Source organism: Chryseobacterium sp. BLS98 (assembly GCF_001045445.1).
Lineage (GTDB): Bacteria > Bacteroidota > Bacteroidia > Flavobacteriales > Weeksellaceae > Chryseobacterium.
Window position 1 is genome coordinate 587,308 of the sequence record NZ_LFNF01000001.1, and the last position, 13,401, is coordinate 600,708.

General features: G+C 38.3%; 11 protein-coding genes. 9 read left to right on the top strand and 2 right to left on the bottom strand.

Translation table 11 applies throughout. The annotated features are described in order from the left end of the window. Nucleotides 1-62: 62 nt before the first annotated feature. The 8 genes from ACM40_RS20150 to ACM40_RS02700 all read left to right on the top strand — a co-directional run bounded on the left by ACM40_RS20150 (nt 63) and on the right by ACM40_RS02700 (nt 11,097). On the top strand, nt 63-2,324 hold the full coding sequence (locus tag ACM40_RS20150; RefSeq protein WP_053077087.1) for a T9SS type B sorting domain-containing protein: 2,262 nt from the start codon (nt 63-65) through the stop codon (nt 2,322-2,324). A gap of 129 nt (nt 2,325-2,453) precedes the next feature. After that, on the top strand, nt 2,454-3,080 hold the full coding sequence (locus tag ACM40_RS02670; protein ID WP_048501276.1) for an NAD(P)H-dependent oxidoreductase: 627 nt from the start codon (nt 2,454-2,456) through the stop codon (nt 3,078-3,080). A 30-nt stretch (nt 3,081-3,110) separates the two neighbouring features. After that, nucleotides 3,111-4,682, top strand: coding sequence for an L-aspartate oxidase (gene nadB / locus ACM40_RS02675; protein WP_048501277.1), 1,572 nt, complete (start codon nt 3,111-3,113; stop codon nt 4,680-4,682). Nucleotides 4,683-4,694: 12 nt separating this feature from the next. Then, the gene (gene nadC / locus ACM40_RS02680; protein WP_048501278.1) at nt 4,695-5,555 is read left to right on the top strand and encodes a carboxylating nicotinate-nucleotide diphosphorylase; all 861 of its coding nucleotides are present in this window, start codon (nt 4,695-4,697) and stop codon (nt 5,553-5,555) included. 209 nt (nt 5,556-5,764) lie between these two features. After that, nucleotides 5,765-8,458 (top strand): TonB-dependent receptor, encoded by a 2,694-nt coding sequence (locus ACM40_RS02685; protein ID WP_048501279.1) that lies wholly within the window; start codon nt 5,765-5,767, stop codon nt 8,456-8,458. Between the two features lie 84 nt (nt 8,459-8,542). After that, nucleotides 8,543-8,983, top strand: a complete 441-nt coding sequence (locus tag ACM40_RS02690; RefSeq protein WP_048501280.1) for a hypothetical protein — start codon at nt 8,543-8,545, stop codon at nt 8,981-8,983. A gap of 66 nt (nt 8,984-9,049) precedes the next feature. Further along, nucleotides 9,050-10,042, top strand: a complete 993-nt coding sequence (locus ACM40_RS02695; RefSeq protein WP_048501281.1) for an aspartate-semialdehyde dehydrogenase — start codon at nt 9,050-9,052, stop codon at nt 10,040-10,042. 53 nt (nt 10,043-10,095) lie between these two features. Beyond that, nucleotides 10,096-11,097 carry a cation diffusion facilitator family transporter gene (locus ACM40_RS02700; protein ID WP_048501282.1) on the top strand — a complete coding sequence of 334 codons (1,002 nt, stop codon included), beginning with the start codon at nt 10,096-10,098 and terminating at the stop codon, nt 11,095-11,097. A gap of 76 nt (nt 11,098-11,173) precedes the next feature. On the opposite strand, the gene ACM40_RS02705 is transcribed toward ACM40_RS02700, so the two are convergent. Both ACM40_RS02705 and xrtF read right to left on the bottom strand, forming a co-directional pair. Then, nucleotides 11,174-11,611: an exosortase F system-associated membrane protein gene (locus ACM40_RS02705; RefSeq protein ID WP_048501283.1), complete on the bottom strand. Its 438-nt coding sequence runs from the start codon at nt 11,609-11,611 to the stop codon at nt 11,174-11,176. After that, the gene (gene xrtF / locus ACM40_RS02710) at nt 11,598-12,128 is read right to left on the bottom strand and encodes an exosortase family protein XrtF (protein WP_048501284.1); all 531 of its coding nucleotides are present in this window, start codon (nt 12,126-12,128) and stop codon (nt 11,598-11,600) included. The genes ACM40_RS02705 and xrtF overlap by 14 nt, the downstream gene beginning before the upstream one ends. 245 nt (nt 12,129-12,373) lie before the next feature. Here xrtF and ACM40_RS02715 point away from each other — a divergent pair, with 245 nt between their 5' ends. Then, on the top strand, nt 12,374-13,393 hold the full coding sequence (locus ACM40_RS02715; RefSeq protein WP_048501285.1) for an aminoglycoside phosphotransferase family protein: 1,020 nt from the start codon (nt 12,374-12,376) through the stop codon (nt 13,391-13,393). Nucleotides 13,394-13,401: the final 8 nt, after the last annotated feature.

The window sequence follows — 13,401 nt, forward strand, 5'->3', positions numbered from 1 at the left end:
TATATCCAAGAGAATAAAATAAATATATTTACAGGAATAACCTCAAAAACTAATCGCTTCATATGAAAAGAAAACTACTCCTTTATTATTTAACTATTTTTCTATGCTTTTCAGGACAGCTGTTTTCTCAAACTTATCAGCTTGCAGGAAACCCGGTAAATACTACGGGCTGGGACCTTGTTTCGAATGCAGCCGTAGATACTGACTTTGTAAGGCTTACCACAGATAACGGTAATCTGTATGGCGCTATAAAGCTGGCCACTCCTATCACATTAAGCTACTGCGACAAATGGAAGGTAGAATTTGACTTTAGAATCGATGGGAACGGAACAGCACAGTTCGGAAGAGGAGACGGGTTTACATTTTGGTATCTTGCCAATCCTCCAACTGGATTTGTATCCGGCGGCGGGCTTGGAATTCCCGGAAACGCATCCGGACTAATGGTAGGATTTGATATCTTCAACAATACTACGGAAGGACAGATGAGTAAAATACATTTACTCTATGGAACCAATAATACTGCCGGAAACAATATTGAATACAACACTACTCCAGGCAGCACATTTCACTCTCCCGACCTTATCACCACTCAGCCTTTTGTAGGACCAACCTTCAAACATGTAGAGGTAAATGGAGAAACAGACCTTACCAATCCTACCAACTGGATTATAAAAATCAAACTGGACGGAGTCCTTATTGTTGACCAGTCCTTTGCCCCTTCCGGCGGAGCAATAGGAATGAGCCAGGGATATTTCGGATTCTCCGCAGCTACAGGAGGCGCCAGCGCAAGGCATTCTATCAAAAACGTAAAAGTTTTTGTAGATAAAGTTCCGATTCTGAATGCTACGGTAACTCCGTTTGTATGTACCAATCCGGCAACAGGAACAGGAACTGTAGATTTAACTTCCTTCAATGCACAATTCGTTAACAACCCTGCCAATTATATATTTACCTATTACATTTTAGGAAGTTCAACACCTATTGCCAATCCTGCCAATTTTGCCTATTCCGGAAACACAACTATTAAAGTGGTCATTAAAGATCCAACCTCCACGCTCTGTGACAATGGAGACGGAGTCATACAACTGAATCCAACCCCGTTTGCAGCAACCGATGCCTCACTTACAGGTTGTAATAACAATAATGCAGGTACCGCAACATTTGATCTTACCACGGCAGCATTAACAACAGTACCAGGCTGTACTATGGAGTTTTACAATACAATGGCAGAACTGAATGCCGGAATCAACCAGATTCCCAATCCTACAGCCTATGCTTCAGGAGCTGCCATACTATTCGCAAAAGTGACCACGCCACAGGGCTGTGTAAGTGTAGCCAAAGTTACCTTAAACCTTAACCCGGTTGTAACGGTAACTGATACATCTTTAAGATCATGCTTCCTTGAAACCAATCCTTCTCTGGGAACATTTAACCTAAGCAATGCTACAGTAACCACTCTGACAGGTGCTACTAAAAAATATTATCCTTCATTATCAGATGCGGTAAACGGAACCAATGAAATTTTAAGCTTCCTGACTTATACTGCTCCATCGGGGGTAGTTTATGTAAAAGTATTCAATGCACAGGGATGTTATTCAATCGCAAAGGTAACATTGACGGTACTTTCCCCGGTTTATTCAAGCGTACTTAAAGATAAGATTATCTGTATTGAAGATAAAACCACTCTGGACGCAGGTCCAGGTTTCAACGGCTATGAGTGGAGCACAGGAGCTACCACCCAATCTATCACCAATGTAGGTGTAGGAACCTATTGGGTGAAGCTGAAGACCGGAGACTGTATCACATTACAGAATGTAAAAGTATATGCTTCAGAGCAGCCTGTAGTGACCAACATCGATATTTCAGGCAGCACAGTGACTGTGTTCGTGAATGGAGGAACGCCACCTTACCAGTATTCAATGGACAATATCCAGTGGCAGGATTCCAATATATTTAACAATGTACCGCGAGGTGAAACCAAAATATATGTAAAGGACAGCTACGATTGTGAACCTATCCAGATTAATATTACCGTTCCTAACCTTATCAACGTGATTACTCCAAATGGGGACGGCGTAAACGATGCCATTGATTATTCAGCACTTTCCAATAAAAAGAATCTGGAAATCGGAATTTTCGACCGGTATGGCTATAAGCTTTTCCAGGCTGATAAATCCAACAGGTACGTATGGGATGGCACCACCAATGGAAGCAAAAAAGTTCCTACAGGAAATTACTGGTATTCTATCACCTGGAATGAAAACAACAGCAAGAATACCCCTATTAAATTCTCAGGCTGGATTATGGTGAAGAATAGAGAATAAGATTAAAATTGATTATTTTTTTAATACCCGGGATCACTTCAAATTTGAAGTGATCTTTTTTTGTTTTCTTACAAGGAGATATTTCATTATAAACCCACTTTATTCATATTCAATTCTTAAATTTGTCCTATGAATTATTTGGAAGCTTTAAGCAGAAGATATTCTGTGAAAAAATTTAATCATGAGATTATTCCTCAGGATATCCTTCATAATATTCTTGAATCGGGGAAGCTTTCCGCCAGCTCACTTGGGCTTCAGCCCTATAAAATACTGGTTGTGGAAAGTGAGACCATGAAACAAAAATTAATTCCGGCTTTCTATAATCCGTCTCAGATTTCTACCTGCTCACACCTTATTGTTATTATTTCAAAGAAAACAATTGAGGAAAATTATATTCATGGCTATTTTAATCACATTTCTGAAGTAAGGGAAACTCCTGTTGAAAAGTTGGATTTGTTCAGAAAAAGCATTAACCAGCATATCACTCAAAAAACACAGGAGGAGATTTTCAACTGGGCCGAAAAGCAATCCTATATAGTACTGGCCAATCTGATGTATGCCGCCGCTATTGAAAATATAGATTCATGTCCTATGGAAGGTTTCCGCCATGATTTGATGGAAGAGATTCTCCACATCAATCCGGAGACAGAAAAAGTGACTGTAACCCTGGCTTTAGGCTACCGTTCCGAGGAAGACCATTTCCAGCACATGAAAAAAGTAAGAAAACCAAACGAAAAATTGTTTAAATTTATTTAATATTTAAATGATCGTACCTAAAGCAAGCATATGATAAAAGCGGATGTATTAGTAATTGGTTCCGGCATCTCGGGACTTTCTTATGCCATTAAAGTTTCTGAACAGCTCCCTGATGCCAAGATCATCATCGTAACCAAATCTGATGAAGACGAAAGCAATACCAAATATGCACAGGGCGGACTGGCTGTAGTCACCGATTTTAAAAATGATAATTTCGAAAAACATATCGAAGATACCATGCGTGCCGGAGACGGTGAAAACAAACGCGATGTTGTAGAAATGGTGGTAAGGGAAGCTCCTACAAGATTTAATGAAATTGTAGAATGGGGCGCCAATTTCGACATGAAAAACGGAGAATTTGCTTTGGGAAGAGAGGGCGGCCATACCGAAAACAGGATCGTCCATCATAAAGACATTACCGGATTTGAGATTGAAAGAGCCCTTCTGGCAACAGCCAACAGCAGTCCGAATATTGAAATCCTCGATCATCATTACGTTATTGATATCATTACCCAGCACCACGTACCGGGAAAAGAAGTAAGTGAAGGCGAAATTAACTGCTATGGAGCCTATATTTTAGATGAAAAATCAAAAATCATCAAAAAAATTACTTCCAAAATAACTTTGGTTGCTACAGGTGGAGCGGGACATGTTTACAAAAACACCACCAACCCTACTATTGCTACCGGTGACGGCATTGCCTTTGTTGCCAGAGCAAAAGGAAAGGTTTCCAATATGCAGTATTACCAGTTCCATCCCACAGCTTTATACAGCAAACTGGATGGAATGTTGTTTTTAATTTCAGAAGCCGTTCGTGGAGACGGCGCCAAATTAAGAACCAAAAGATGTGAAAAATTTATGCACAAGTATGATGAGCGTGAAGAATTAGCCTCAAGAGACATTGTTGCAAGAGCCATCGACGCTGAAATGAAAATTACCGGAGACGAGTTTGTCGGGTTAGATTGCAAGGAAATGAACCATGAAAAATTCTTAGAACATTTTCCCAATATTTATAAAAAATGTAAAGACGAAGGAATTGATCCTTTCACTCAATTGATTCCTGTGGTTCCAGCCTGCCATTATCTGATGGGCGGCATTGAAGTGGACAGGGACGGACAGTCTTCTATAAAAAATCTTTTTGCAGTGGGAGAATGTACCAATTCAGGATTACATGGAGCCAACAGACTTGCGTCAAACTCTTTACTTGAAGGCTTGGTTTTCGGACATAATGCAGCTATAAAAACAGTTGACCTTCTCAATAAAAATAATTTTAATTTCGATGATCTAAAAGCTGTTCCCGAATGGAATGAAGAAGGAATGAAGATCATGGATGAAATGGTGATTGTAAGTTACCTCAGAAAGCAGCTCCAGGAAATGATGAGTGATCTGGTAGGAATTGTTAGAAGCAACAGACGTCTGAATATGGCACTGCAGAAACACCAGGAAATTGCTGCAGCAGTTGATGAGATCTATCACTACTCTATTCTGTCTCCTCAATTATCCGAATTAAGAAACCTGACAACCGTTGCCCACCTCATTATTACTCAGTCTATGGAAATGACAGAAAATAAGGGAGCATTTTATAATAAAGATTTGGTTTAAAAGCAAAATATAATGAAAAGACCAGCATACGCCACAGATAAAGTATTAAAAACATTCATCAAAAACGCCTTGGAAGAAGACATTCAGGATGGTGACCACTCTACTCTTTCCACAATCCCAAAGGATTTGAAGCAGAGTGCCAAACTTCTGGTAAAGCAGGACTGTATTTTAGCAGGCGTTGAGCTGGCGGAAATTATTTTTAAAACCTTTGATAAGGATTTGAAAATTGAAACTTTCATTAAAGACGGGCAGGCTGCCAAAATAGGCGATGTCGCATTGATTGTAACGGGAAGCGCAAGATCAATTCTATCAACAGAAAGACTTGTCCTGAACTGTATGCAGAGAATGAGCGGAATCTCAACCCTTACTCATGACTGGGATTCCAGACTTGTAGGAACCAAAACAAAGCTTTTAGATACTAGAAAAACAACTCCAAATTTCAGAGTTTGTGAAAAATGGGCTGTTGCCATAGGCGGTGGAACTAACCATAGATATGGACTGTATGATATGATTATGCTGAAAGACAATCACATCGATTATAACGGAAGCATTACCAACGCCGTTAAAATGGCAAAAGATTATATCAAGACCAACAAGAAAAAACTAAAAATTGAAGTTGAAACGAGAAATCTGGAGGAAGTTAAGGAAGCCATTAAAGCCAAAGTAGACAGGATCATGCTCGACAATATGAATGTTGCTATGATGAAGCAGGCCGTAGAAATGATCAATGGATCATGTGAGTCTGAAGCTTCAGGTGGAATCACCCGTGATATGTTAAAAGAAATTGCGTCAACAGGGGTTACTTATATCTCTGCTGGAGCCCTTACCCACTCAGCTGAAAATATCGATTTGAGTCTCAAAGCTGTGAAATAGCGTTATATTTTTAATAAAAACAGCACCTGTTTGTTAAAAACTCAATAATATGATTTTCTTCATGTGAAAATCCATATATTATTCATTACATTGAAAATCAGCAAGTTGAATCTTATTAAGATTGAATAAAAATTAACATACAGTTAATATTAGTTAAATTTTATTTCGCGAATTTTGCAGAAAATTAAATCTAACTATTACTAACGATTATGAAATTAATCAACAAATCGATGCTATCCGTAGTGATTACTTTATCTACAGCTAGTGTTTATTATGCTCAAGAAGTTCAGGATACAGTGAAAACTAAATCCAATGACATTGAACAAGTTGTAATCACTGGTGTTGCTGATATTGCGAAGGATAGAAAAACACCGGTAGCAGTTTCAACCATTAAGGAAGCACAGATTGTACAACGATTAGGGAATCAAGAATTTCCTGAGATTTTATCAACAACTCCTTCCATTTATGCTACAAAAGGTGGTGGTGGTTTTGGAGACGGACGTATGAACGTAAGAGGTTTTGATACTTCTAATACCGCAGTAATGATTAATGGAGTTCCTGTTAATGATATGGAAGGTGGTACTGTATATTGGTCTAACTGGGCAGGACTATCTGATGTAACTTCAGCAATGCAGATACAAAGAGGTTTAGGAGCTTCAAAATTAGCAATTGCTTCTGTTGGAGGAACAGTTAACGTTATTACAAGAGCTGCAGATAAGAAGAGAGAAGGTAATGTAACTTTAGGTCTTGGTAACGACGGTTATCTTAAAACTTTATTTTCTTATAATACAGGAAAATCCGCAAAAGGATGGTCTACTTCATTCTTGATGAGTAGAACAGCCGGAGCAATGTATATTGACGGTTCAGATTTTGAAGCGTACAACTATTATTTCGCTTTAGGTTTCCAGCCAAATAAAAAACATGATTTCCAATTTACCTTTACGGGTGCTCCACAATGGCATAACCAAACTTTCAACAACACCATCGCAACCGATTTGGATATGGGCGACGGAAGATTAGACGGTGTTTTGTCTGACAAACCAAACAGAAAGTACAATTCTAACTGGGGATACCTGAATGGCAGACAATTTTCACAAAGTGTAAATTACTATAGCAAACCTGTTGCATCCATTAACTGGGATTGGAACATTTCTGAAAAATCAAAATTATCTACGGTAGGATATGCTTCTTGGGGTAGAGGTGGTGGAACCGGGATTTTAGGTTCTATCAACGGAAAAAACATTAATGCTCTACCAAAAACAGCAGACGGTTTGATTCGTTATGATGATATTTACGCATGGAACACAGGGCAAGCAGTTGCCGATTTCGGAGCCAATAACAAAACTCCTTTTATTGGGACAAGCTCCAATGGTATTACCAGAAGAGCTAGTGTAAACTCACATGACTGGTATGGAATTCTATCTAACTTCCAACATAAAGTTAATGATAACTGGAACTTCTCAGTAGGGATAGACGCAAGATACTACTACGGTTATCACCCAGGTCTTGTCACTGACTTCTTAGGAAACAAAGAATACCGTGAAGCTGGTAACTACAACCAATTTCCATATTATACCGTTACACAATCATATAATCCAACACCTTCTGCAAACCCATTTGCCGCTGCTGTAAAAGACAAATCACAGATTGTGTACAGAAATTATGATGGTAAAGTTCTTTGGGGTGGTGTTTTCGGACAGTTAGAATATACGAATGATAAAATTTCAGCTTTCGTACAGGGTTCTGCATCTGAGCAGAGCAACCAAAGAATTGATAAGTGGGTTTGGGATGGAACATCTGCCGTTCCTACTGGTATATCTACTACACAGCAAGGACAGGCGGTAAGCCAAACAACAGATCAAAAATTCAGATTTGGATACAATGCAAAAGCTGGTGTGAATTATAACATCGATGAACACCACAATGTTTTCGTAAATGCTGGTATTTATTCTAAACAACCGAATCAGAACGCTATTTTCCCTTATTCTTTACCAACCAAAACATTTGGTTCTTTGTATCAGCAAATTGAAAACAAAGATTTAAGAAATGAAAAAGTATCCTCTGTAGAAATCGGTTACGGATTCAAAAGTGACAAATTCAGAGCTAACTTGAATGCATATTACACAGATTGGAAAGACAGATTTGTACGTGTTACGGGTATTGCTTATAATAATGCTGATGGTACTACTGGTACAAATGGTACCGCAAGTTTGACAGGTGTACGAGAAGTGCACATGGGGGTTGAACTTGAGACATTCTACAAACCTTTAAACTGGGTGGAATTTAACGGAATGCTTTCCCTAGGAAACTGGAAATATAAAAACAACCCAACAGGAAGAATAGCTGACGTAAACGGAGATCCAATTATTACAAACGGAGTAGACGGAGTTACTTTAGCTTTGGATGGGCTGAAAGTTGGAGATGCCGCGCAAACAACTGCAGCAATCGGAGCAACAGTGAAGCCGGTTAAAAATCTTGATGTATTCGCAACATGGAGATATTATGACAATTTATACGGAACATTTAGCATCAATAATAGCTATATTATTAAAGATGGTGTTGTACCAGCTGCTAGAGCAGAGAAAGGATCTTTGAAGGCTCCTTCTTATAACTTGACAGATGTTGGAGCTTCTTATACATTTAATTTGAACAATGGTAGCAGACTAATAATTACAGCCAATATCTATAACTTATTTGATACTACTTATATTTCAGATTTAAGATCTTCAAACAAAAAAACATTATCAGATTATAAAGATATTGCAGGAGGGTTAACAGCTCAACAACAATTAGATAATTACAATGCAAATCCTAAAAATTTCTACAAAGGTTTAGATGTTAGTAACAACGTTTATTTCGGATTCGGAAGAACTTGGGCTGCTTCTCTTTCTTACAGATTCTAATAAGATCACAATATTAGATTTTATAAATATCTATCCCGGCTTTTCGCCGGGATTTTTGCTATATTTGTGTACAAAAAATTGAATATGGATTTTTACAAGATTTTTCTCAGTGCACACAAAGGATTCGGGTATGTTGAACTTCTTTTGGTGTCATTATTTATTATTGCCCTCCTAGCTACCATGTTTGGCTTCAGTGGTAAAGTAAACAAGTTTTTAAAGAAGACTACCCTCTTCACCATGATTTTCTTTCATGTTCAGTTTCTGATAGGGATATGCTTACTATTTATATTTTCTCCAGGTTTCAAGGCAGCATTAGATGCCGGAACATTAATGAAAGATCCTTATAGCAGACAAACATTTGTAGAACATCCATTTTCAATGTTAGTTGCAGCCATATTGATGACCATCATCAACAAAAAAGTGAAGTCCAATGATACCATTTCGTTAGGAATTGTAATTATGGGTCTAATCGCTGCAGGTTTATTTGCATTCGCGTTCCCTTGGACAAGAGTCTTTGGGGCATAAAACATAAAATACAAAGTTGAATTGCTCACTTTGTAAAAGTTTAACCTTAAATTTTTAATTAAATCAATGAAAGTAGCTGTAGTAGGTTCAACAGGAATGGTTGGACAAGTTATGCTTAAAGTTTTGGAGGAGAGAAACTTCCCTGTAACAGAATTAATTCCGGTAGCTTCCGAAAAATCTGTAGGCAAGAAGGTGAAGTATAAACAGGAAGAATTTACCATTGTAAGCATGAAAGACGCTATAGCTGCCAAACCGGATATTGCCATTTTTTCTGCCGGAGGAGATACTTCCCTTGAATTTGCCCCTCTTTTTGCTGAAGCTGGTACCACGGTCATTGATAATTCTTCAGCATGGAGAATGGATCCAACCAAAAAACTGGTAGTTCCCGAGATCAATGCTAATGTTTTAACAAAAGAAGATAAAATCATTGCCAATCCGAACTGCTCTACCATTCAGTTAGTAATGGTTCTGGGGCCATTGAATAAAAAATATGACCTGAAAAGAGTGATCGTTTCCACGTATCAGTCTGTAACAGGGACAGGGAAAAATGCCGTTGATCAGCTTAACGCCGAAATCAGCGGAGATGACAGCGTTGCTAAAGTATACCCTTACCAGATTTTCAAGAATGCTCTTCCTCACTGTGATGTATTCAGCGATGATGACTATACTAAAGAAGAGATCAAATTAATGAAAGAGCCTAAGAAGATTTTAGGGGATGATACATTCAATCTTACAGCCACTGCAGTGAGAGTTCCTGTTCAGGGAGGCCATTCAGAAAGTGTAAATATTGAATTCGAAAATGAATTTGATCTTGATGAAGTAAGAAAAATTTTATCTGAAACCCCAGGTGTTGTCGTAATGGACAACGTGAAAAACAACGAATATCCAATGCCGCTCTACTCCGAAGGCAAAGACGAAGTATTCGTCGGAAGGATAAGACGGGATCTCTCACAGCCTAAAACGCTCAACCTCTGGATCGTAGCAGACAATCTGCGAAAAGGAGCAGCAACGAACGCTGTACAGATTGCAGAATACTTAGCAGCCAATAACTTAGTTTAAACTAACAAAATAAAAAAGAGTCTCAGAATTGAGATTCTTTTTTTTATCAAACTATGGAAAATAAAAAGACCATTACCCATAAAGACAAAATAGGATTCCAAAAGCTGATTGCCATTTTCGGTGTCATCTTATTTATAGGAAAGATCATTGCATGGAAGCTCACTAATTCTGATGCTGTATTTTCTGATGCTATGGAAAGTGTTGTGAATGTCATCAGCGCATTTATGGGACTCTACTCTCTTCATCTTGCCGCAAAGCCTAAAGACGAGGACCACCCGTACGGCCACGGAAAAGTAGAATTTGTAACATCCGGCATCGAAGGTGCTCTCATAGCTATAGCAGGTATTATGATCATCTATGAAGGCGTCAACAGTCTTATTATAGGGAAAACACTGGCCAAGCTTGACCTCGGAATATGGATCATTGCTGCAACCGCTGTTATCAACTACCTTCTGGGATATATTTCCATTAAAAAAGGTCAGGCAGAAAACTCATTGGTTCTTGTATCATCCGGAAAGCATCTGCAGTCTGATACCATCACTACCTTTGGAGTGGTAATCAGTTTAATTATTGTTTACTTCACTAAAATCTACTGGCTGGACTCAGTGGTTGCCCTTATTTTCGGTCTTTACATTATTTATGTCGGCTATAAAATCGTTAGAAAATCTTTGAGTGGCATTATGGATGAGCAGGATCCCGATCTGCTTAACCAGATTATCAGGGTGCTCGAGGAAAACAGAAGGACAGAATGGATAGACGTCCATAATATGAAAATCCAGCAATTCGGGGCTAATCTCCATATTGATGCCCATATTACTCTGCCATGGTACTACAGCCTTCGGGAAGCCCATGACGAAATGGAAAAAATGATTATCCTTTTGGCTAAAAACACAAAAAGAAGTGTAGAATTCAACTTCCATATGGATGACTGCAAACCGATGTCATGTCCCGTATGCCTGATCAAAGACTGTCCTGTCCGCGAAAAAGATTTTGTAAAAAGAGTAGAATGGACACCAGAGAATGTAACGAGCGTAGACAAACACACCGCAGATTAGATTTGAGAGTTTGAGAGTCAGAGAGTTTGTTTGTCAGTTCAAATCACGAAACCCGCATCCCGAAACTTTCTTACCGCTACGTACCTACTTTTCCCAACTGTTTTCTGTAATAGAACATCGGGACAATTAAAAGTAAAGCCAGCGGCTGAATCACAAATCTTCTCATATAAAAAGAAAAAAGATAACCAATATCGAATCGGTCATAGATGCAGTAAAGATAGATCGGAAAAGTAATGGCAAAAATGATGGTAATCAATAAAGCTGCCTGCACTGTCCATTGACGGTTTCTAAAAAGACACTGAATAATAAGACAGGAAAAACCAAGATTAAGGATAAATCTGAAAAGATGACCTGCTATTAATTTTCCCCATACAAACCCGGGAAACGGAATATTTTTATTGGCTTCATGAAAGTATCCCAGGAAAGGATCGTGGAACATTTTGTCCTCGAACATCCGTACACTTATAAGCCCACAGATTCCTGCTATGACCAAAAACCAGTTAAGAATTTTCATTTTTTAAAGCAAAGAATTTAATCCATATCAGCCAAAGAACCACTACCGTTCCGTAGATCACTGCAGGGAAAATAAAGTCGTGGAACACTTTTCCATATTCCTGATGATCTACCATGACAATATTAAGCCCTATTATTCGCAGGAGATTCATAATGTACAGCAGAATCAGCCCGGCAAGGGCAAAAATATAGGTTTTGGTACCTTTATAAAATGCAAAAACAAAAGCTAAGAATAAAATCATTACAGAAACTGCATTACAGCCTTCCACCATTCTCGTTACGTAACTTTTCTTTACATAAAACCAAACCTGTTCGTTTTTCACATCATCATAAAGCAGTGTCGGAAAACCTGTAGCCTTCTGAATAGATGCCACCTGATTGGCAATCATCCGGGAAAAAGGATCCAGCCCACCCTCTTTACTCGCATTCAGGTAAAACTGGTACCCAAAAAGCAATACAAGGTAAATAACAATGAACCTCAGCAGAATGTTTAATACTGGTTTAAAATCCTTTAGCATGATGCAAAGATAAAAATTAGAAGGAAACTTAAGCTAATAAATTTCAGCTTAGAAATATCAGACGTTAGATTTTACAAAATAATTTAACTACCCTCAAATCTCAATCATCATCCAGCAACGATCAACTCCTATATCAGACCAACCCTAACCCTAATACTCTCAAACACTAATACTCTAATACTCTCAAATCCTCAAACAACCAAAACGACAAACTCCCAGTAAATTAGTATATTTGTTTCCATATTATGACTTCCGAAAACGCAAAACGATTTTTTGAAAAATACCTGAATGAACCATCTTCTGAGTTTGTTGCACTGGCTCAAAGCGGTTCTGCGAGGGTCAATTTTCTGGCTAAGTCCGGCACAAAAAAATACATTGTCACCAGCAATGAAAATATCCCGGAAAACGAAAGCTTCCTCTATTATTCTGACATATTCTCTGAACTCGGCCTTAATACACCTGAAATTTTTGCTGTTTCAGAAAACAGAAAAATATACATCCAGGAGTTTCTCGGAGCGCAGACCCTTTCTGAAATAATTACTGCAGAAGGACTTTCTTCCAGGGTAAAAGCACTGGTAAAACAGACTCTGCAAAAGCTTTTTCAGCTTCAGATCAGTACGCAGGGAAAAATTGATTTTTCAAGAACTTTTGAATACGAAAGTTATGATGAGCTTCCCGTGATCCATGATCTGTATTATTTTAAAAATTTTGTAGCCGATGTTTTGGAGCTTGAATACCGTAAGTCCGACTTGTTAAAAGAGTTTAAACAAATTTCCAGACTTATCGAAAATCTTGAACCGAGAGGAATCATGATCCGCGATTTCCAGGCAAGGAATATTATGGTTGATGAAGATCTTAAAGTTTCATTCATCGATTATCAGTCTGCCATGGAAGGTCCGTTAATGTACGATGTAATCTCTTTCCTTTTTCAGGCTAAGGCCAATTTTCCGGAAGATTTTAAAAATGAAATGCTGGATTATTACATCGGGCAGTTTGAGGATCAGAAAGCTCAACATCAACTAAAAAATTCGGTAAAACCAATCCAGATGATGAGATTTCTGCAGGTACTCGGAGCCTATGGTTTCAGAGGGCTGATCCAAAGAAAGCAACATTTTATGACGAGCCTGGAAAAAGGCATTGAAAATATCACAATGTTTGCAGATTCGTGGGAACAAATGAGTAATTATCCGGAGCTGAAAAAAGTAATAGAACAGCTGGACTCAGAAAAATCAAAATTAAAAATTAATGCAATTTTAAACCATTAAGATTCTTT

Bases quoted from the DNA above. Each gene is read 5' to 3' on its own strand.
- ACM40_RS20150 (WP_053077087.1), top strand. From the start codon at position 63: ATGAAAAGAAAACTACTCCTTTATTATTTAACTATTTTTCTATGCTTT.
- ACM40_RS02670 (WP_048501276.1), top strand. From the start codon at position 2,454: ATGAATTATTTGGAAGCTTTAAGCAGAAGATATTCTGTGAAAAAATTT.
- nadB (WP_048501277.1), top strand. From the start codon at position 3,111: ATGATAAAAGCGGATGTATTAGTAATTGGTTCCGGCATCTCGGGACTT.
- nadC (WP_048501278.1), top strand. From the start codon at position 4,695: ATGAAAAGACCAGCATACGCCACAGATAAAGTATTAAAAACATTCATC.
- ACM40_RS02685 (WP_048501279.1), top strand. From the start codon at position 5,765: ATGAAATTAATCAACAAATCGATGCTATCCGTAGTGATTACTTTATCT.
- ACM40_RS02690 (WP_048501280.1), top strand. From the start codon at position 8,543: ATGGATTTTTACAAGATTTTTCTCAGTGCACACAAAGGATTCGGGTAT.
- ACM40_RS02695 (WP_048501281.1), top strand. From the start codon at position 9,050: ATGAAAGTAGCTGTAGTAGGTTCAACAGGAATGGTTGGACAAGTTATG.
- ACM40_RS02700 (WP_048501282.1), top strand. From the start codon at position 10,096: ATGGAAAATAAAAAGACCATTACCCATAAAGACAAAATAGGATTCCAA.
- ACM40_RS02705 (WP_048501283.1), bottom strand. From the start codon at position 11,611: ATGAAAATTCTTAACTGGTTTTTGGTCATAGCAGGAATCTGTGGGCTT.
- xrtF (WP_048501284.1), bottom strand. From the start codon at position 12,128: ATGCTAAAGGATTTTAAACCAGTATTAAACATTCTGCTGAGGTTCATT.
- ACM40_RS02715 (WP_048501285.1), top strand. From the start codon at position 12,374: ATGACTTCCGAAAACGCAAAACGATTTTTTGAAAAATACCTGAATGAA.